The organism is Enterobacter sp. JBIWA005, from assembly GCF_019968805.1.
Classification (GTDB): domain Bacteria; phylum Pseudomonadota; class Gammaproteobacteria; order Enterobacterales; family Enterobacteriaceae; genus Enterobacter; species Enterobacter vonholyi.
In genome coordinates this window covers 4,090,177-4,108,663 of the sequence record NZ_CP074159.1, presented here as the reverse complement: position 1 = coordinate 4,108,663, position 18,487 = coordinate 4,090,177, and the positions used below count along the sequence as shown (strand labels likewise).

19 protein-coding genes are annotated in these 18,487 nt (G+C 56.7%); 3 read left to right on the top strand and 16 right to left on the bottom strand.

Going from position 1 to position 18,487, the window contains the following annotated elements:
- Positions 1-15: 15 nt before the first annotated feature.
- The 11 genes from KGP22_RS19505 to KGP22_RS19455 all read right to left on the bottom strand — a co-directional run bounded on the left by KGP22_RS19505 (position 16) and on the right by KGP22_RS19455 (position 7,317).
- Positions 16-381 carry a DUF805 domain-containing protein gene (locus KGP22_RS19505; protein ID WP_223580557.1) on the bottom strand — a complete coding sequence of 122 codons (366 nt, stop codon included), beginning with the start codon at positions 379-381 and terminating at the stop codon, positions 16-18.
- A 106-nt stretch (positions 382-487) separates the two neighbouring features.
- Entirely contained in the window at positions 488-1,474 is a 987-nt protein-coding gene (locus KGP22_RS19500; protein WP_223580555.1) for a glutathione S-transferase family protein, read from the bottom strand.
- Between the two features lie 71 nt (positions 1,475-1,545).
- Positions 1,546-1,938 carry a DoxX family protein gene (locus KGP22_RS19495; protein WP_023309292.1) on the bottom strand — a complete coding sequence of 131 codons (393 nt, stop codon included), beginning with the start codon at positions 1,936-1,938 and terminating at the stop codon, positions 1,546-1,548.
- A 253-nt stretch (positions 1,939-2,191) separates the two neighbouring features.
- Positions 2,192-2,488 (bottom strand): YqjK-like family protein, encoded by a 297-nt coding sequence (locus KGP22_RS19490; RefSeq protein WP_111964937.1) that lies wholly within the window; start codon positions 2,486-2,488, stop codon positions 2,192-2,194.
- Positions 2,485-2,883 carry a phage holin family protein gene (locus KGP22_RS19485; RefSeq protein ID WP_014885329.1) on the bottom strand — a complete coding sequence of 133 codons (399 nt, stop codon included), beginning with the start codon at positions 2,881-2,883 and terminating at the stop codon, positions 2,485-2,487. Before KGP22_RS19485 ends, KGP22_RS19490 begins: the two co-directional genes overlap by 4 nt.
- 1 nt (position 2,884) lies before the next feature.
- A complete protein-coding gene (locus KGP22_RS19480) occupies positions 2,885-3,190 on the bottom strand; it encodes a YqjD family protein (protein ID WP_008503141.1) in 306 nt (101 codons plus the stop codon).
- 31 nt (positions 3,191-3,221) lie between these two features.
- Positions 3,222-3,590 carry a DUF1090 domain-containing protein gene (locus tag KGP22_RS19475; RefSeq protein ID WP_149367590.1) on the bottom strand — a complete coding sequence of 123 codons (369 nt, stop codon included), beginning with the start codon at positions 3,588-3,590 and terminating at the stop codon, positions 3,222-3,224.
- Positions 3,591-3,733: 143 nt separating this feature from the next.
- Complete coding sequence (mzrA, locus tag KGP22_RS19470) at positions 3,734-4,117, bottom strand: EnvZ/OmpR regulon moderator MzrA (protein WP_223580553.1); 384 nt, start codon at positions 4,115-4,117, stop codon at positions 3,734-3,736.
- 2 nt (positions 4,118-4,119) lie between these two features.
- Positions 4,120-4,782, bottom strand: a complete 663-nt coding sequence (gene yqjA, locus KGP22_RS19465) for a DedA family general envelope maintenance protein YqjA (RefSeq protein WP_149367591.1) — start codon at positions 4,780-4,782, stop codon at positions 4,120-4,122.
- Between the two features lie 344 nt (positions 4,783-5,126).
- Positions 5,127-5,903, bottom strand: a complete 777-nt coding sequence (gene exuR, locus KGP22_RS19460) for a transcriptional regulator ExuR (protein WP_023615584.1) — start codon at positions 5,901-5,903, stop codon at positions 5,127-5,129.
- A 115-nt stretch (positions 5,904-6,018) separates the two neighbouring features.
- Complete coding sequence (locus KGP22_RS19455; protein WP_024906406.1) at positions 6,019-7,317, bottom strand: MFS transporter; 1,299 nt, start codon at positions 7,315-7,317, stop codon at positions 6,019-6,021.
- A 476-nt stretch (positions 7,318-7,793) separates the two neighbouring features.
- Between KGP22_RS19455 and uxaC the strand changes: the two genes are divergently transcribed.
- Entirely contained in the window at positions 7,794-9,206 is a 1,413-nt protein-coding gene (gene uxaC / locus KGP22_RS19450) for a glucuronate isomerase (RefSeq protein ID WP_223580551.1), read from the top strand.
- Positions 9,207-9,223: 17 nt separating this feature from the next.
- Complete coding sequence (locus tag KGP22_RS19445; protein ID WP_223580549.1) at positions 9,224-10,711, top strand: altronate dehydratase family protein; 1,488 nt, start codon at positions 9,224-9,226, stop codon at positions 10,709-10,711.
- Between the two features lie 94 nt (positions 10,712-10,805).
- Here the strand turns inward: KGP22_RS19445 and sstT are convergent, their stop codons facing one another.
- The 4 genes from sstT to KGP22_RS19425 all read right to left on the bottom strand — a co-directional run bounded on the left by sstT (position 10,806) and on the right by KGP22_RS19425 (position 15,058).
- Entirely contained in the window at positions 10,806-12,047 is a 1,242-nt protein-coding gene (sstT, locus tag KGP22_RS19440; protein ID WP_223580547.1) for a serine/threonine transporter SstT, read from the bottom strand.
- 218 nt (positions 12,048-12,265) lie between these two features.
- Positions 12,266-13,234, bottom strand: a complete 969-nt coding sequence (locus KGP22_RS19435) for a TerC family protein (RefSeq protein ID WP_023309283.1) — start codon at positions 13,232-13,234, stop codon at positions 12,266-12,268.
- 251 nt (positions 13,235-13,485) lie between these two features.
- Positions 13,486-14,484, bottom strand: a complete 999-nt coding sequence (locus tag KGP22_RS19430; protein WP_223580545.1) for a Gfo/Idh/MocA family oxidoreductase — start codon at positions 14,482-14,484, stop codon at positions 13,486-13,488.
- 70 nt (positions 14,485-14,554) lie between these two features.
- Complete coding sequence (locus KGP22_RS19425) at positions 14,555-15,058, bottom strand: M48 family metallopeptidase (protein ID WP_023309281.1); 504 nt, start codon at positions 15,056-15,058, stop codon at positions 14,555-14,557.
- A gap of 83 nt (positions 15,059-15,141) precedes the next feature.
- Here KGP22_RS19425 and rlmG point away from each other — a divergent pair, with 83 nt between their 5' ends.
- Positions 15,142-16,278 (top strand): 23S rRNA (guanine(1835)-N(2))-methyltransferase RlmG, encoded by a 1,137-nt coding sequence (gene rlmG / locus KGP22_RS19420; RefSeq protein ID WP_149367595.1) that lies wholly within the window; start codon positions 15,142-15,144, stop codon positions 16,276-16,278.
- A 121-nt stretch (positions 16,279-16,399) separates the two neighbouring features.
- Here the strand turns inward: rlmG and KGP22_RS19415 are convergent, their stop codons facing one another.
- On the bottom strand, positions 16,400-18,421 hold the full coding sequence (locus KGP22_RS19415; protein WP_223580543.1) for an NADPH-dependent 2,4-dienoyl-CoA reductase: 2,022 nt from the start codon (positions 18,419-18,421) through the stop codon (positions 16,400-16,402).
- Between the last annotated feature and the right edge of the window lie 66 nt (positions 18,422-18,487).

The following is an 18,487-nucleotide window of genomic DNA, read 5'->3' as shown; positions in this document are numbered from 1 at the left end:
CCACCGGGCAGTAATTTACGCGCCGATCTTAGGATCGGGACCAAAACGGTTTTCGCCCGGCGTTCCGCTCTGACAGTTGAAAATCAAAATCACGATCCAGCCCACAATCGGGATCAGCAGCAGCAGCAACCACCACGCCGAACGATCGGTATCGTGCAGCCGACGGAACAGTACCGCCCACGATGGCAGCAGGACTAAAAGGCCATAAATGGTGGTCAGCACGCCTTCACCGCCAGCCCGCTCCCAGCCAAGAATTTTATCCACAATACCCAGCACCATGACGAGGATGAAGTTCACCAGAACGAACATCCAGTACTCTTTGCGGCGGGCGCGGCCACCAAATCCAATGTAGTTGCGCAGTACTTTTAAATACCAGTCCATTTTCCTTGCCTCAATAATCGGTCAATCACTTGTTTTCTAAGCAATCAAAGTAAGGATAGATGGAGATTGTGAATTAAAAAAGGGCATCTATTGATGCCCTTAATATTTATCCAAATCGGACGTCGCGCCCGTGCGGTTCATCCAGGTTCTGCCACGGACCGATGGAGATAATACCCGTCGGGTTGATGGTCTTGTGGCTGCGGAAATAGTGGGTGCGAATATGGTCGAAGTCGACCGTTTCCGCGATGCCCGGCATCTGGTAGATGTCGCGCAGGAAACCATACAGGTTCAGGTAGTCGCTGATGCGGTGTTTATCGCACTTAAAGTGGGTGACATAGACCGGATCAAAGCGAACCAGCGTGGTCCACAGGCGAATGTCCGCTTCCGTCAGGCGATCGCCCGTCAGGTAGCGATTCTGGCCCAGGATCTGCTCCAGGCGTTCCAGTGATTCAAACACCTTCCCGACCGCTTCGTCATACGCTTCCTGGCTGGTGGCGAAACCGGCCTTGTAGACACCGTTGTTGACGTTGTCGTAAATCCAGCCGTTCAGCTCGTCAATCTTATCGCGCAGTTCAACCGGGTAATAATCTCCGGCGCGGGCGCCGTGCGCATCAAATGCGGTATTGAACATGCGGATGATCTCCGCAGACTCATTGCTGACAATCGTCTGGTTTTTCTTGTCCCACAGCACAGGCACGGTCACGCGCCCGGTGTAGTGCGGATCGGCGCGCAGATAGAGCTGGTACAGGAAATCGTGGTGATACAGTTCGTCGCCGGTTGCCGCAGGGAAATCACTGTCGAACGTCCAGCCGTTTTCCAGCATCAACGGGTTGACGACTGAAACTGGAATTAAGGATTCGAGACCTTTGAGCTTGCGCACAATTAGCGTGCGGTGCGCCCACGGGCAGGCAAGGGAAACATAAAGATGATAACGGTCTTTCTCAGCCGCGAAGCCGCCTTCGCCGCTCGGGCCGGGGGCACCGTCGGCGGTCAGCCAGTTACGGAAGGCCGAAACTGAGCGCTTGAAGCGACCTCCGGTGGATTTGGTGTCATACCAGACATCCTGCCATACGCCGTCTACGAGTTGTCCCATTTTTTCTCCTCCGTCAGATAGCAAAAGCGAGGAGATGTCTCCTCGCTTTGAGTTCATTCAGTATAGCGTGCTTACCATTTCTTATTCAGAACGCGGTCGATGCTGTATGCGCCCGGGCCAGTGACGGCCAGCAGCAGGAAGCCACCCGCGATGGTCAAGTTTTTCATGAACATCAGAGAGTTCACGCCTTCCGCAAAGTTGCTGTGGAAGATGAACGCCGTCAGTACGGTGAAGCCTGCAGTAAACAGTGCAGTAGTGCGGGTCAGGAAGCCGAACAGGACTGCCAGGCCGCCGCCGAACTCAAGAAGAATAGTCAGTGGCAACAAGAATCCCGGAACGCCCATGGCTTCCATATACTGCTGGGTACCCGCATAACCGGTGATTTTTCCCCAACCAGCTACGATGAACAGAATTGGCATCAGAATACGCGCTACCAGTACACCAACATCTTCTAATTTTTTCATTTTACTCTCCAGGAAACCACATCAGCGGCTGAACGTTATTTGTCTGCAATTCCGGGTAGATACCGCGTCGTTGCTGTCGATGGAGAGGATAATAAACGGGGCGGGTGGCAATTGTTAGCAAGGAAAACTGTCAATCTTCTTCAAAGATATTGAGTAAGGGAGCGTGCGCGCTGGTGCGTTCACCTGAAGCCTTTCCCACAGGGAGAGGGCGCAAAAACAAAAAACGGTAACCAGGGTTACCGTTTTGCTTTTATCACCGCAGCTGCTGCTGCCGCAACGTTGCTTTCACCAGACGCCAGGCGCTCCAGGCACCAAACCCACGGCGCGCCCAGCGGATGAGCATATTTGGATGACGAACCGTCCAGATAGCCATCACGCTGCTGCCGACCAGCGCCCATGAACGCAGGCTCAGGAAGGTGTTCCAGCCTCGGTCAAACCGTCGCGTCGCGTCAATCCAGTCGCGACGGCTGGCCGACAGATCCAGCCGTTGCTGCTGAATCTGGCTTAGCAGGTACGCTTTTCGCTTTTGACGTTCGGCTTTACCGCTCACGGCTTGTCATCCTCCAGCAGGGCGCGATCGTTAGCCAGCTCCTGACGCGTATGGCGCAGGAACGTGGACTTACGCGCTTTACGCAGCGTCCAGATACCGCCAATCAACGCTGCTACCAGCAGAACGACGGTGGTGGCAATCATGGCGTTAAGACGATACTGCGGGTCAATGGCCCAGATGATTAACACCATCAGGCTCATCAGACCAAACGCGGCGAAGAGCATGGTCAGTCCGAGCATCAGCAGCATCTGGAAGAGGTTGGCTTTCTCCTCTTCCAGCTCAACCACTGCCAGCCGGACGCGCGTTTCGGCAATCCCGACCAGCGTTGTTAAAATACGCTGGCCGATGCCGAGGACGTTGTTAGCAGGCCCTTGTGCGTGACGAGGATCTTCCATATCAACGACGCGTCAGAAGGACACCCAGTACCACACCCACTGCGGCACCAATTCCTACACCCGTCCATGGATTATCACGCACGTATTCGTCCGCGCGGGCAGCCGCTTCGCGGGTCTGTTTCGCCAGTGCATCACCGGTTTCACCCAGGCGATAGCGGCTCTCTTTCAGCGCCTGCTCCGCCTTGCTGCGCAGCTTGCTGACCTCTTCTTTTGACTTATCAGCAGAGGAGTTCAGCACCTCTTCAAGGGTATCGGCCAGGGATTTCAGTTCAGCGCGCAGATGTTCAGACGTCGTATCTTTTGACATGATTCTCTCTCCTGTTGAGATTTCCGTTAACTCAATAATCGCGAGCTTCCAGCGCTTTCAGGTCGTCCTGCGCTTCTTTCAACTTCTTCTCGCGCTTAGCAATTTTATCCGCATCTCCTTTCTCTTTCGCTTCCTGCAGGTCGCGACGGCGCTCGGCTATCTCGTCCTTCTGTTCAGCGATTTTCTTCTTGTGGTCGGCACGAAGCTTGCTGTCTGAACAGTTCGCTTTCACTTCGCTCAGCGCTTTTTTAAGACCGTCAACACGGTGCTGATTGTTATGCTTTTCGGCATAACCGATCTCACGCTGAATATCCTGTTCTTTCTCCTGACAAAGAGAGTTTGCGAAGGATGCTGTGCTTAAAGAAAAAAGGGCCAGAGCCAGAGTCATGCGGAATTTCATTATCGAAACCTTCCATTGTGTTGCGGCGTAAGCCGCTATCCAAAGTTATGCGGAGTACAGTCGAGGGGTGCTCCGCGTACTTAAGCATAGTAAGTAAACGGGGGATTCACCAAAGTGAGTGAAAAGATTCGGAATCCTGGAAGTTATCCAAACCGATGCGACGTATCGCGAATCAAAGAGAGCCAGGCTGCAGGCTGGCTCTCATCTTCCTGCTGGGCAATGATATACCCGTGCGGCAGCGTACGGTCGAGAACCACTTTCGCGGCGGCACTTTGCGCACGGGAATCAAACTTGATCAGTAAAACGTCGTCCTGCGGAGTGATGCTTTTAAAGCGGATCCCGTTCGCATCCAGATGATGCCAGACAGAAAAACCGTCAGGCACGCTGGCACCCTGGTTCACCGGGCGAATGGCAAGCGTGGATTCCTGGTGCGAAAGCGCGCTCCATGCCAGCAGCATGGCGCTGAGCACCACCAGTGTCATCACGGCACAGGCAAAACGGCACAGGGCGAGCGGTGAGATAGCCATCGTTAGCCTCTGGCTCCGTATTTCTTTTTCCACAGCACGACCAGAGAGCCGATAAGGCCTAAGACCAGCAGAACCACAGGCAGCAGCATCAGGCAGGACATCAGCTGGTCTTCATATTTCATAAACACCGGCGTTTTACCCAACGCATAGCCGAGCGTCGTCAGAATAAGCACCCATAACAGACCGCTCATCCAGTTAAAGAACTGGAAGCGGGCGCTGCTCAGCCCCGACAGACCGGCAATGGTCGGCAACAGCGTACGTACAAACGCGATAAAGCGGCCAATCAGCAGCGCGGAAAGCCCGTGCTTATGGAAAAGGTGGTGCGCCCGCTGGTGATAATGTGCAGGCAGGTGCGAGAGCCAGTTCTGGACGATCCGGGTATTGCCCAGCCATCTACCCTGGATGTAGCTCACCCAGCAGCCGAGGCTGGCCGCGACGGTCAGTAATAAAATGGTTTGCGGAAACGCCATCGCCCCTTTGGCACACAGCACGCCAACGAGCACCAGCAAACTGTCACCAGGCAGGAAGGCAGCAGGCAGCAAACCGTTCTCAAGGAACAGGATCATAAACAAGACGAAATAGAGCATGCCAATCATGGAAGGGTTGGCCAGCGTTTCAAAATCCTGCGCCCAAAGGGCATGCAGTAGTTGGGTCAAAAGTTCCATTCAGTGTTCCTGGAAATCGGTTAACGTCACGCCTGTTATCCGGGGCAAACAGCACGGCGACATTGTTGTGATTTCATTATGGTCGCTCGCGGACACATTGCGGTGTGGCCAACACGTTTCCCTGTTAATTGGCTGGTTAGCAAGCACTAACTTACAAAATAACGAAGTGAATCCAATTGTAACAAAGCCCAACGTTCTGCGTCACAGAATTTGCAGGCGTGAGTTGATTTTGGCGTAAGCCCAGGAAGTGAGCGAGGGGATTTACAAAGGCTGACACTATATATGTTTTGCTTACCCACTGAAGCCAGAAGGCGCAGCGAGGCGCCTGCAAGCGGGAAGGTCATCTATTTTGCGGCACTTGGGGCCGTATCGAGATGAACAACGGGATTATCGGCGAAAAGATAGCGGTCAGCGTTAAATTCGAAGTCGTCGCTGGTTTCATTGAACAGCATCTGCTTGGTGTTTTCCAGATGCTGCCACATCGCCAGCTTAGCGGCATGGGGATCTTTACGAATCAGCGCCTTAAGGATTTGATCGTGATCGTCACACCAGTTGTCGACGGTACGGGAATCGATATGGTCGTGCAGTTTCTTCCAGTACGGGTTATGAACGCGCTGAGTCCACATTTTCTCAACGATTGCCGCCAGCGCCGTATTTTGGGTTGCCAGGGCGACCTGGACGTGAAACTGCAGATCCCACTCTGAATCGCGGAAACATTTTTCCTTACGGGCATTCTCCTGGATTTCCATCAGCTTCATGATGTCCTGCTTGGTCACCTGCGTCGCCGCAAACTCAGCAATATTGCTTTCGATCAGTTGGCGAGCCTGGAGCAGCTCAAACGGACCGTAGCTGGCGAATTCCAGACTTTCGTCCGCGACGGGAGAGTGTTTCGGCAGATTAGAAATCACGTGAATGCCGGAGCCTTTGCGTACCTCAACGTAGCCTTCCACTTCCAGCATGATGATGGCTTCGCGCACCACGGTGCGACTGACGCTTTTTTCATCCGCAATGAAGCGCTCGGCGGGAAGTTTATCACCGACAAGATAGACTCCTTGCTCGATGCGATCTTTCAGCTCGGCAGCAAGTTGTTGATATAAACGACGTGGTTCGGTGATTTCCATATGCGCTCCAGGCAGGGTACGGCAGATGATTTGTTATACCACTTTTGCGTGCCACTCTCCAGATTTTGCCATTAAAAAAGCCGCCTGGAGGCGGCTTAGGGGAAACGCATTTTCGCTAACTTTGCGTAGCCGGTTTCCCAAGGGACTCTTTTGCCAGCTCCTCTGCCGATTTGCTTTTCAGCACCGTCCAGATCACCACCGCGCCCAGCAGGTCGAAGATCGCCAGCACGGCGAACAGCGGGCTGAAGCCGATGGTATCCGCCAGTGCGCCGACCACCAGCGCAAACATCGTACTCGCGGTCCAGGCTGCCATCCCGGTCAGGCCGTTGGCGGTGGCCACTTCGTTACGGCCAAAGACGTCAGAGGAGAGCGTAATCAGCGCGCCGGACAGGGACTGGTGAGCAAATCCGCCGATGCACAGCAGGGCGATAGCCACATACGGGCTGGTGAACAGGCCGATCATGCCCGGGCCAATCATCAGCAGTGCGCCCATGGTCACCACCATCTTACGGGAAACAATCAGGTTCACCCCAAACCAGCGCTGGAACAGCGGTGGCAGGTATCCGCCCACGATACAGCCCAGGTCAGCGAACAGCATCGGCATCCAGGCGAACATCGCGATCTCTTTCAGGTTAAAGCCGTAGACTTTAAACATGAACAGGGGGATCCACGCGTTGAAGGTACCCCATGCCGGCTCGGCCAGGAAACGCGGCAGGGCGATACCCCAGAACTGACGGGTGCCCAGGATCTGCCAGACGGTCATTTTTTTGCCGTTGTTGGTCTGATGCTGCGCTTCCTGACCACCAATGATGTACTCGCGTTCTTCTTCAGAAAGTTTTTTCTGATCGCGCGGATGTTTATAGAAAATCAGCCACGCCATGGCCCACGCAAAGCTCAGCACGCCAGATATGATGAACGCCATCTGCCAGCTGTGCATCACGATAGCCCACACCACCAGCGGTGGTGCAATCATCGCCCCGATGGACGAGCCGACGTTGAAGTAACCGACCGCAATGGAACGCTCTTTTGCCGGGAACCACTCGGAGCTGGCTTTCAGCCCTGCGGGGATCATGGCGGCTTCAGCTGCACCTACCGCGCCGCGCGCCAGCGCCAGGCCGCCCCAGCTTCCCGCCAGCGCGGTGGCTCCGCAGAACACCGCCCAGGCGATGGCGAAGAAGGCATAACCGATTTTGGTACCGAGAATGTCCAGCACATAGCCAGCAACAGGCTGCATGATGGTATAAGCCGCGGAATAGGCGGCAATGATGTAGGAGTATTGCTGCGTGGAGATATGCAGCTCTTCCATCAACGTTGGCGCTGCTGCTGCCACGGTGTTACGCGTCAGGTAGCCCAGCACGGTGCCTAACGTCACCAGTGCGATCATATACCAACGTAACCCTTTAATTTTACGCATCTAAAACCTCATCGTTATGTTATTTCCGCGCCAGAACGCGGCAACCTCTCGACCGTTTCCGGGAGCAGTTGTGTAACGGGAGGGGCGCGGCCGGGAGCATGTCCCGAAACGGCCCGAACCTTGCCATAAGTAAGCGTGCATAAGTCGGTATCCGTACCGTTAAATCTGGTGTATCTGACACCAGTAATGCATTCCGTCGGCTTATAGTTTGCGACGGCGAAAAGATAACTTGTCATACAACTTTAAAAGGTGAGTGACATCACAAATGTATGATTCTTTGTGGGGACATTAATTGCTGAGCGCAAAGCCAGTAATGATGCGGCTTGTAGAAGGGTTTACTCCATTGAGGGTAATTTATTTGTTGACGTTTATTGATCTCACTCACGAAAAAAGCTTCGGTGGGTGGAAATTGGTGTGATAACTTTGCAGCATATGAACATACGCTTTCTGACGCTCCCGTAATGAGGAAGACGATAATGACGCCGTTTATGACCGACGATTTTCTGTTAGATACCGAATTTGCTCGCCGCCTGTACCACGACTACGCAAAAGACCAGCCGATTTTCGATTACCACTGCCACCTGCCGCCGCAGCAGGTTGCCGAAAATTACCGTTTCAAAAACCTGTATGACATCTGGCTGAAGGGTGACCACTATAAATGGCGCGCCATGCGCACCAACGGCGTCGCTGAGCGCCTGTGTACCGGTGACGCCAGCGACCGCGAGAAGTTTGACGCCTGGGCTTCGACCGTTCCGCACACCATCGGCAACCCGCTCTACCACTGGACGCATCTTGAGCTTCGCCGCCCGTTTGGTATTACCGGAACGCTGCTCTCCCCAGCGACCGCCGATGAAATCTGGGAGCGCTGCAATGCGCTGCTGGCGCAGGATAACTTCTCCGCGCGCGGCATCATGAAGCAGATGAACGTGAAGATGGTGGGCACCACCGACGATCCGATTGACTCTCTGGAACACCATGCGGCGATCGCCAAAGACACCTCTTTTGATATCAAAGTGCTGCCAAGCTGGCGCCCGGATAAAGCCTTCAACATTGAGCAGGCTACCTTCGCCGACTACATGGCGAAGCTGGCGGAAGTGTCCGATACCGACATCCGTCGTTTCACCGACCTGCAAACCGCGCTGACCAAACGTCTGGATCACTTCGCGGCGCACGGCTGTAAAGTCTCTGACCACGCGCTGGACGTGGTGCTGTTTGCGGAATCAAACGAGGCCGAGCTGGACAGTATTCTGGCGCGTCGTCTCTCCGGTGAATCGCTTAGCGAGCACGAAGTAGCGCAGTTCAAAACGGCGGTACTGGTGTTCCTCGGTGCGGAATATGCCCGTCGCGGCTGGGTACAGCAGTACCATATTGGTGCGCTGCGCAATAACAACCAGCGCCAGTTTAAGCTGCTTGGTGCGGATGTAGGCTTCGACTCCATCAACGACCGTCCGCTGGCAGAAGAGCTGTCCAAACTTTTGAGCAAACAGAATGAACAAAATCTGCTGCCTAAAACCATCCTGTACTGCCTGAATCCGCGCGATAACGAAGTGCTGGGTACCATGGTCGGCAACTTCCAGGGCGAAGGGATGCCGGGCAAGATGCAGTTCGGCTCCGGCTGGTGGTTCAACGATCAGAAAGACGGTATGGAACGTCAGATGACGCAGCTGGCGCAGCTTGGCCTGCTAGGCCGCTTTGTCGGCATGCTGACCGACAGCCGCAGCTTCCTGTCCTATACCCGTCATGAATATTTCCGCCGCATTCTGTGCCAGATGATTGGCCGCTGGGTGCACGCAGGCGAAGCGCCAGCGGATATCCAGCTGCTGGGCGAAATGGTGAAAAACATCTGCTTTAACAATGCGCGTGACTACTTCGCCATTGAACTGAACTAGGGCCGTTTGAGGTTGATATGCAATACATCAAAATCCATTCGCTGGATAATGTGGCCGTCGCACTGACGGACCTCGCTGAAGGCGACGTGGTGACCGTTGATAACCAGAGCGTCACCCTGCGTCAGGCGATTGCTCGCGGACACAAGTTTGCCGTGAAGCCTCTCGCTAAAGGGGACAACGTCATTAAGTACGGTCTTCCGATCGGGCATGCGTTAGCGGATATCGAGCCGGGTAAACATATTCATTCTCACAATACCCGCACCAATCTGAGCGATCTGGACGAGTACAGCTATCAACCTGATTTACCCGCGGAAGAGCGCCAGGCTGCAGATCGTGAAGTACAGATCTACCGTCGCGCTAACGGTGAGGTGGGGATCCGCAACGAGCTGTGGATCCTCCCGACCGTCGGCTGCGTCAACGGCATCGCGCGGCAGATCCAGACGCGCTTCCTGAAAGAGACCAACAGTGCCGAAGGCACTGACGGGGTATATCTGTTCAGCCACACCTACGGCTGCTCCCAGCTGGGTGACGACCACATCAATACCCGCACCATGCTGCAAAACATGGTGCGCCACCCGAACGCGGGTGCGGTGCTGGTGATCGGCCTGGGCTGCGAGAACAATCAGGTGGACGCCTTCCGCGAGACGCTGGGCGAATTCGATCCTGCGCGCGTGCATTTTATGGTGTGTCAGCATCAGGACGACGAAGTGGAAGCGGGCGTTGAGCAGCTTCATCAGCTGTATGACGTGATGCGCCACGACAAGCGCGAGCCGGGCAAGCTGAGCGAGCTGAAGTTTGGTCTGGAGTGCGGCGGGTCTGACGGCCTGTCCGGCATCACCGCCAACCCGATGCTGGGTCGCTTCTCTGATTACGTCATTGCCAACGGCGGCACCACGGTGCTGACTGAAGTGCCGGAGATGTTCGGCGCAGAGCGTATTCTGATGAGCCACTGCCGCGACGAAGAGACGTTTGAGAAGACCGTCACCATGGTGAACGACTTCAAACAGTACTTCATTGCCCACAATCAGCCCATTTACGAGAACCCGTCGCCGGGTAACAAAGCGGGCGGGATCACCACGCTGGAAGAGAAATCCCTCGGCTGCACCCAGAAAGCGGGCGCCAGCCAGGTGGTTGACGTGCTGCGCTACGGCGAGCGCCTGAAAACACACGGTCTGAACCTGCTGAGCGCACCGGGTAACGATGCGGTCGCCACCAGCGCGCTGGCGGGCGCCGGGTGCCATATGGTGCTGTTCAGCACCGGTCGCGGCACGCCGTACGGCGGTTTTGTGCCGACGGTGAAAATTGCCACCAACAGCGAGCTGGCGGCGAAGAAAAAGCACTGGATTGACTTTGACGCGGGCCAGCTGATCCACGGCAAGGCGATGCCGCAGCTGCTCGATGAATTTGTTGATGTCATCGTGGAAATTGCCAGCGGCAAGCAAACCTGTAACGAGAAGAACGACTTCCGCGAGCTGGCGCTCTTTAAGAGTGGCGTGACGCTTTAAATAGGGAGCTGGCTGGTGCCCTCACCCTGACCCTCTCCCACAGGGAGAGGGTACAAACACTAAAAACGGCAACCTCAGGGTTGCCGTTTTGCTGTTAACCTCGCAGGGCGTTCTTCGCTAAACGCGCGTCTTCCGCCTGACAGGCCGCTGCGGTAAACAGCACGTCGGTAGAGGAGTTCAGCGCGGTTTCGCAGGAGTCCTGCAGCACGCCGATGATAAAGCCGACGGCTACCACCTGCATGGCGATTTCGTTCGGGATACCGAACATATTACACGCCAGCGGGATCAGCAGCAGGGAACCGCCCGCCACGCCCGATGCGCCACAGGCACACAGCGACGCCACGACGCTCAACAGCAGCGCGGTTGGCAGATCCACCGGAATGCCCAGCGTATGCACCGCCGCCAGGGTCAGCACAGTAATGGTGATTGCAGCACCCGCCATATTCACGGTTGCACCCAGCGGGATCGAAACGGAATAGGTGTCGCGGTCCAGGTTCAGCTTCTCCGCCAGCGCCATGTTAACCGGAATGTTCGCCGCCGAGCTGCGGGTGAAGAATGCGGTTACGCCGCTTTCGCGCAGGCAGGTCAGCACGAGCGGATACGGGTTGCGGCGGATCTGCCAGAACACCAGCAGCGGGTTGATCACCAGCGCCACCAGCAGCATACAGCCGACCAGCACAACCAGCAGCTGCGCGTAACCCCACAGTGCGTCAAAACCGGTAGTTGCCAGCGTGGAGGAGACCAGCCCGAAAATACCGACTGGCGCAAAGCGAATCACCAGCTTCACCATAAAGGTCACGGCGTTGGACAAATCGTTGACCAGGTTTTTCGTGGTCTCGTTGCCGTGGCGCAGCGCGAAGCCCAGACCAATCGCCCAGACCAGGATGCCAATGTAGTTTCCGCTCATCAGCGCGGTGATGGGGTTAGAGACCATGCTCATCAGCAGGCCCCGCAGGACTTCGACAATCCCGGACGGCGGCGTGATATCACCGGCCGCGCTGGTCAGGTGCAGCGTGGACGGGAACAGGAAGCTAAACACCACGGCCGTTAAGGCAGCCGAGAAGGTTCCCAGCAGATAAAGGAACAGAATGGGGCGAATGTTGGTTTTTTGTCCGTGCTGGTGGTTGGCAATTGACGCCATGACCAGCATCAGAACCAGTACCGGCGCGACGGCTTTCAGTGCACCTACGAACAGCGTCCCGAGCAGCCCCGTGGCTTCCGCGGCAGGTTTTGACACCATCGCCAGCAGAATACCCAGCACCAGCCCGACCAGAATTTGTTTAACGAGGCTGCCCTGCGCCAGGCGCGCGAACAGACCGCTTGATTGTGTGCTCATACATATTTCCTGAGTGAAATTGCGTTCCATCCCGGATGTGCTCTTAGTCACATTTATGTCCGGATGTAAGTAAATGTTTGCCTGGTCGAGTATAGGGAATGTGCCAAAGGAGGGAAGCGTAAAATGCTGGATTTTACGTGTTGCATCATATTTTTTAACTACTGCGTTACAAAAGTGTGTTCACCCTCTCCCTGTGGGAGAGGGCTGGGGTGATGAGATTACTCCACCTGCTGCTTCTTATCGTGCTGGCGGTTAACCCAGGTATTGATAATCAGCGTCACGATCAGAATGCCAAATACCACGCCGAGCGAAATAGCGATCGGGATATGGTAGAAATCGACGATTAGCATTTTGATACCGATAAACACCAGAATCACCGACAGGCCGTACTTCAGCATGGAGAAACGCTCCGCCGCGCCTGCCAGCAGGAAATACATGGCACGCAGGCCGAGAATGGCGAAAAGGTTAGAGGTCAGGACGATGAACGGGTCGGTGGTTACCGCGAAGATCGCCGGAATGCTGTCCACAGCAAAAATCACGTCGCTCAGCTCAACCAGAATCAGCACCAGCAGCAGCGGGGTGGCAAACAGCAGGCCGTTCTTGCGCACGAAGAAGTGCTCGCTCTCGATCTTGTCGGTCATGCGCAGATGGCCGCGGATCCACTTCACCAGCGGGCGATCGCCAATCGCTGAGCCGTCCTCTTTCGCCAGCGCCATTTTGACCCCGGTGAAGAGCAGGAACGCGCCGAAGACGTACAGCAGCCATTCGAACTGGGTAATCAGCCAGCTGCCAGCGAAGATCATGATGGTACGCAGGATAATCGCGCCCAGCACGCCGTACACCAGCACGCGACGCTGTAGGGCAGCAGGTACGGCAAAGTAGCTGAACAGCATCAGCCAGACGAAGACGTTATCGACCGCCAGGGCTTTTTCAATCAGATAACCGGTGAGGAAGGCGAGCGCCTGAGGGTCGGCAACTGCGCGGCCTTCAGTCGAGGCCAGGTACCACCAGAAGGCAGCGCAGAAGAGCAGAGAGAGGGTGACCCACACCAGCGACCAGGCGGCGGCCTGTTTCATGGTCATGCCGTGCGCGCCGCGACGTCCCTGCAAAAAGAGGTCGATCGCCAGCATGATGAGCACGACAACCGCGAATCCGCCCCACAACATTGGAGTGCCGACAGAATGCATACTATTTTCCTTACACATAAAAAACAAAAACGGCCATGGTCAGAAGACGATAGCCGTTAGCTTTTTATGCATAGACCTCGCCTTCCGGCAAGGTCTCACTTACAACCACGAAGGTTGCCCGGCGACCGGATGCGGTATTGTACGCATCGTAATGACGATCCACCGACGAAGAAGTTACTCCCCTTTGCAGGTAACAAAATATGTCAGACCATTGGTTTCGTCAATGGCCTGCGCCGTTTCATTACACAGCTTTACGCGATAACTTCCGCGCCTACGCCGTCTGCAGGGAATACCACGCCGGTCTGGCGGCGGATCTCCGTTTGCAGCTTCGCCGTGGTGCGGCTCACCGCAAGGCCTGGGTGATTCACTTCGTTGTCTTCCACCAGACGGGCGAAGACCTCTGCCTCATAGAGCATAGTGTTAATATGCTGAGGCTGCGTCAGCTCCTGGGCTTTGCCACCTCGCGGGACAAAGCTCACCTTCTGGCACTCGGAGATCTTCTCGATGACCAGCGAGCCCGCTTCGCCCTGAATTTCGCTCGGCAGCACGGAATCGCTCACCTTGGAGTGCTGCAGCGTCACGCTGAAATCACCGTAATCCAGCACCGCGACACCGTGCGCATCCACGCCGCTCTCCAGCAGGCTGGCGGTAGCCGTGACGCCGTGCGGTTCGCCCCACAGGGCCACGGCAGAGGCCAGGCAGTAGAATCCGATATCCATTATCGAGCCGTTCGAGAACGCCGGGTTAAAGGTGTTCGGGTTCTCGCCGTCCAGATAGCGCTGGTAGCGCGACGAGTACTGGCAGTAGTTAATAAAGGCTTTGCGTATCTTGCCGATTTTCGGCAGGGACTGCTGCAGCAGCAGGAAATTCGGCAGGCTGGCGGTTTTGAACGCTTCGAAAAGAACCACCTGGTTTTCGCGGGCAAGCGCAATGGCCGCCTCCACTTCCTCAATATTTGATGCCAGCGGCTTCTCGCAAATCACATGCTTTTTATGGCTGAGGAACAGCTTCGTTTGCGGGAAGTGCAGGGAGTTCGGGCTGGCGATATAGACCGCGTCAATGGCGTCGCTTTGCGCCATCTCATCAAGCGAGGTGAAGAGATGCTCAACGAGATAATCGTTGGCAAAACTCTGCGCCTGCTCAAGGCTGCGGGAATAGACTGCGGTAAGTTTCAGTTTGCCGGTTTCGTGGGCGGCGTCGACGAACTGGCGCGTGATCCAGTTCGTTCCAATGACTGCGAAACGTATCATAAACGTTTACGTACTCCGTAGCGGGGAACCTTTAGCCACTGTAGCACGTCATCATGACAATTCGCGTGCGCTATTCCGCATTACCATTTAACGATAAATGCGTAAGCCACAGGCGGGTATCAAACTCCAGCTGGTGGTACTGCGGCTCCATGTGGCAGCACAGGGAGTAGAACGCTTTGTCGTGCTCTTTCTCCTTCAGGTGCGCCAGCTCGTGGACGACGATCATCCGCAGAAACGCCTCCGGCGCGTTACGGAAAACCGTCGCGACGCGGATCTCCGCCTTGGCCTTCAGCTTGCCGCCCTGAACGCGTGAGACGGCGGTGTGCAGGCCGAGCGCGTTTTTCAGCACGTGGATCTTGTTGTCGTACATCACCTTGTTGATCGGCGGCGCGCTCTTCAGATACCGGCTTTTCAGATCCTGCGTATACTGCCAGAGGGCCTTATCGGTCGCGAAATCGTGCGTGCCGGGATAGCGTTTTTCCAGCACCGCGCCGAGCTTCTGCTCGGCAATCAGGCTGCGAACCTGAGTCAGTAAATGCTCCGGATAGCCCTGGAGATAAGTAAGTTGGTTCATCAAAAGCCCAAATTAATGCGAAAACGGGTATACTCACGCACCCTTTTCAGGGATACGCCAAATTTTACCATTCAGGAGGGCCGATGAGCCACTTAGACAACGGTTTCCGTTCACTCAACCTTAAACGTTTCCCGGAAACGGACGACGTTAACCCGCTTCAGGCGTGGGAAGCGGCGGATGAATATCTGCTGCAACAGTTGGATGAGACTGAAATCCGCGGCCCGGTTTTGATCCTGAATGACGCCTTCGGCGCGCTGGGCTGTGCCCTGGCGGAGCACACGCCGTACAGCATCGGCGATTCCTACTTAAGCGAGCTGGCGACGCGTGAAAACCTGCGCCATAACGACATCGAAGAGTCCAGCGTGAAGTTCCTCGACAGCACCGCGGATTACCCGCAGGCGCCGGGCGTGGTGCTGATCAAAGTGCCAAAAACCATGGCGCTGCTGGAGCAGCAGCTGCGCGCGCTGCGTAAGGTCGTGACGCCTGAAACCCGTATCATCGCGGGTGCCAAAGCGCGCGATATTCACACCTCGACGCTGGAGCTGTTCGAGAAGGTTCTCGGCCCGACCACCACCACGCTGGCGTGGAAAAAAGCGCGCCTGATCAACTGTACGTTCACCGCTCCCGAGCTGGCCGACGCGCCAGAGACCCTGAGCTGGAAGCTGGAAGGGACCGACTGGACCATCCACAACCACGCGAACGTCTTCTCCCGCACCGGCCTGGATATCGGCGCGCGCTTCTTTATGGAACACCTGCCGGAAAATCTGGAAGGAGAGATTGTCGACCTGGGCTGCGGCAACGGCGTGATTGGCCTGACGCTGCTGGCGAAGAGCCCGGAGGCCAGCGTGGTGTTCAGCGACGAATCGCCGATGGCGGTGGCCTCCAGCCGTCTGAACGTTGAAACCAATATGCCGGACGCGCTGGACCGCTGCGAGTTTATGATCAACAACGCGCTGTCGGGCGTAGAGCCTTTCCGCTTCAACGCCGTGTTCTGCAACCCGCCGTTCCACCAGAAGCACGCCCTGACGGATAACGTCGCGTGGGAGATGTTCCACCACGCGCGCCGCTGCCTGAAGATCAACGGCGAGCTGTACATCGTGGCCAACCGCCACCTGGACTACTTCCATAAGCTGAAGAAGATTTTCGGTAACTGCGTCACCGTTGCGACGAACAATAAGTTCGTTGTGCTGAAGTCGGTGAAGCTGGGGCGTCGTCGGTAAGTTTGAGAGCGTCGCGGCTTGATGCCCTCACCCCAACCCTCTCCCACAGGGAGAGGGAGCAAACGCTAAAAACGGCAACTGGGTTGCCGTTTTGCTTTTACCCTGGCCACCGGGCAATGCTCTAGATCTCCAGAGCTAATTTCGTCCCCTGCGCAATCGCCCGGCGCGCATCCAGCTCCATTGCCACGTCGCACCCGCCGATCAAATGCACCGTTTTACCGGCCTCGCGCAGCGGATCGGCCAGATCGCGCTTTGGCTCCTGTCCGGCGCACAAAATCACATGATCCACGCGCAAGAGCTGCGGCTCGCCGCCGATCGTGACGTGCAGCCCCTCGTCGTCGATCTTGTGGTAGCTGACAGCCGGGATCATCTTCACCCCGCGTGAGAGCAGGGTGGCGCGGTGGATCCAGCCGGTCGTTTTGCCCAGCCCTTCACCCGGCTTGCTGGCCTTACGCTGCAGCATCACGATCTGGCGCGGGCTTTTCGGCAGTTGCGGCCCTTCCGGGCGTAATCCGCCGGACTGGCTGAGGCTGGTATCAATACCCCATTCGACGCAAAACTCGGCAATGTTCTGGCTGGTCGCCTCGCCCGGCTGGCTCAAATACATGGCGGTATCAAAGCCGATCCCGCCGCAGCCGATAATCGCCACCTTCTCGCCAACCGGTACTTTGTCACGCAGCACGTCGAGATAGCTCAGCACTTTTGGATGATCGATTCCCTCGATCGCAGGCGTGCGCGGTACGATCCCGCTCGCCAGAATCACCTCATCGAAATCAGACAGATCCGCCGCGCTGACAAACTGGTTAAGCCGCAGCTCGACGCCCGTCAGTTCGATCATCCGGCGGTAGTAGCGCAGCGTTTCATAAAACTCCTCTTTGCCCGGGATCTGTTTGGCGATATTAAACTGCCCGCCGATCTCCCCGGCTGCATCAAACAGCGTCACGCTGTGCCCGCGCGAAGCGGCATTCACCGCAAACGCCAGGCCCGCCGGGCCAGCGCCCACGACGGCCAGGCGTTTTTTATTGACCGCCGGAACGATCGGCATTTTGGTTTCATGGCAGGCGCGCGGGTTGACGAGGCAGGAGGTGACCTTGCCGACGAAAATCTGATCCAGACAGGCCTGGTTACAGCCGATGCAGGTGTTGATCTCATCCGCGCGGCCGCTTTGCGCTTTGGACAGCAGTTCGGCATCGGCGAGGAACGGCCGCGCCATCGAGACCATGTCGGCATCGCCGCGCGAAATCACATCGTCCGCCACCTGCGGATCGTTAATGCGGTTGGTGGTGACCAGCGGAACGGACACTTTGCCCTTCAGCCTGCGCGTTACCCAGCTGAAAGCCGCGCGCGGCACCGGCGTGGCGATGGTCGGAATGCGCGCCTCGTGCCAGCCAATCCCTGTGTTGATAATCGTGGCACCTGCGGCTTCAATCGCCTGCGCCAGCTGCACGGTTTCGTCAAACGTGCAGCCGCCCTCCACCAGGTCGAGCATCGACAGGCGGAAGATGATGATAAAGTCCGTGCCCGCACGTTCGCGCACGGCGCGCACGACTTCTACAGCAAAGCGCATCCGGCGGGAATAGTCGCCGCCCCATTCGTCGTCGCGCTGGTTGGTGCGGGCCGCGAGGAACTCGTTAATCAGATAGCCTTCTGAGCCCATTACCTCCACGCCGTCGTAGCCCGCCTCACGCGCCAGCGCCGCACAGCGGGCGAAGTCGTCAATCAGCGCCAGGATCTCGTCGTGGCTCAGAGCATGCGGAGTGAAGCGGTTAATCGGTGCCTGAATGGCCGATGGCGCAACCAGATTCGGCTGGTAGCTGTAGCGTCCGGTGTGCAGAATTTGCAGGGCGATTTTACCGCCCTCGTTGTGTACCGCGTCGGTCACAATGCGGTGATGCGGCAGCTGTGCTGCATCGTTCAGGACCGCACCGCCCTCCATGCCGACGCCGGAAGGGGAAGGGGCCACACCGCCGGTGACAATCAGCGCCACCCCGTGGCGGGCGCGTTCGGCATAGAAGGCCGCCAGACGCTCGGCCCCGTCCGGATGCTCCTCCAGCCCGGTGTGCATCGAGCCCATCAACACGCGGTTTTTAAGGGTGGTAAACCCCAGATCGAGGGGGGCGAATAACGACGGGTAGCGGCTCATAGTCTCTTCCAGTGTAAAATTATTGTTATGTGGTCGGATGAGTTACTAATTTAGCCAGCGGCAGCG

Coding starts and splice junctions, on each gene's coding strand:
- KGP22_RS19415 (WP_223580543.1), bottom strand. CDS start 18,421: ATGAGCCGCTACCCGTCGTTATTCGCCCCCCTCGATCTGGGGTTTACC.
- KGP22_RS19480 (WP_008503141.1), bottom strand. CDS start 3,190: ATGTCAAAAGATACGACGTCTGAACATCTGCGCGCTGAACTGAAATCC.
- KGP22_RS19495 (WP_023309292.1), bottom strand. CDS start 1,938: ATGAAAAAATTAGAAGATGTTGGTGTACTGGTAGCGCGTATTCTGATG.
- KGP22_RS19455 (WP_024906406.1), bottom strand. CDS start 7,317: ATGCGTAAAATTAAAGGGTTACGTTGGTATATGATCGCACTGGTGACG.
- KGP22_RS19430 (WP_223580545.1), bottom strand. CDS start 14,484: ATGATACGTTTCGCAGTCATTGGAACGAACTGGATCACGCGCCAGTTC.
- sstT (WP_223580547.1), bottom strand. CDS start 12,047: ATGAGCACACAATCAAGCGGTCTGTTCGCGCGCCTGGCGCAGGGCAGC.
- KGP22_RS19500 (WP_223580555.1), bottom strand. CDS start 1,474: ATGGGACAACTCGTAGACGGCGTATGGCAGGATGTCTGGTATGACACC.
- KGP22_RS19475 (WP_149367590.1), bottom strand. CDS start 3,590: ATGAAATTCCGCATGACTCTGGCTCTGGCCCTTTTTTCTTTAAGCACA.
- KGP22_RS19505 (WP_223580557.1), bottom strand. CDS start 381: ATGGACTGGTATTTAAAAGTACTGCGCAACTACATTGGATTTGGTGGC.
- KGP22_RS19445 (WP_223580549.1), top strand. CDS start 9,224: ATGCAATACATCAAAATCCATTCGCTGGATAATGTGGCCGTCGCACTG.
- yqjA (WP_149367591.1), bottom strand. CDS start 4,782: ATGGAACTTTTGACCCAACTACTGCATGCCCTTTGGGCGCAGGATTTT.
- mzrA (WP_223580553.1), bottom strand. CDS start 4,117: ATGGCTATCTCACCGCTCGCCCTGTGCCGTTTTGCCTGTGCCGTGATG.
- KGP22_RS19425 (WP_023309281.1), bottom strand. CDS start 15,058: ATGAACCAACTTACTTATCTCCAGGGCTATCCGGAGCATTTACTGACT.
- uxaC (WP_223580551.1), top strand. CDS start 7,794: ATGACGCCGTTTATGACCGACGATTTTCTGTTAGATACCGAATTTGCT.
- exuR (WP_023615584.1), bottom strand. CDS start 5,903: ATGGAAATCACCGAACCACGTCGTTTATATCAACAACTTGCTGCCGAG.
- KGP22_RS19485 (WP_014885329.1), bottom strand. CDS start 2,883: ATGGAAGATCCTCGTCACGCACAAGGGCCTGCTAACAACGTCCTCGGC.
- rlmG (WP_149367595.1), top strand. CDS start 15,142: ATGAGCCACTTAGACAACGGTTTCCGTTCACTCAACCTTAAACGTTTC.
- KGP22_RS19435 (WP_023309283.1), bottom strand. CDS start 13,234: ATGCATTCTGTCGGCACTCCAATGTTGTGGGGCGGATTCGCGGTTGTC.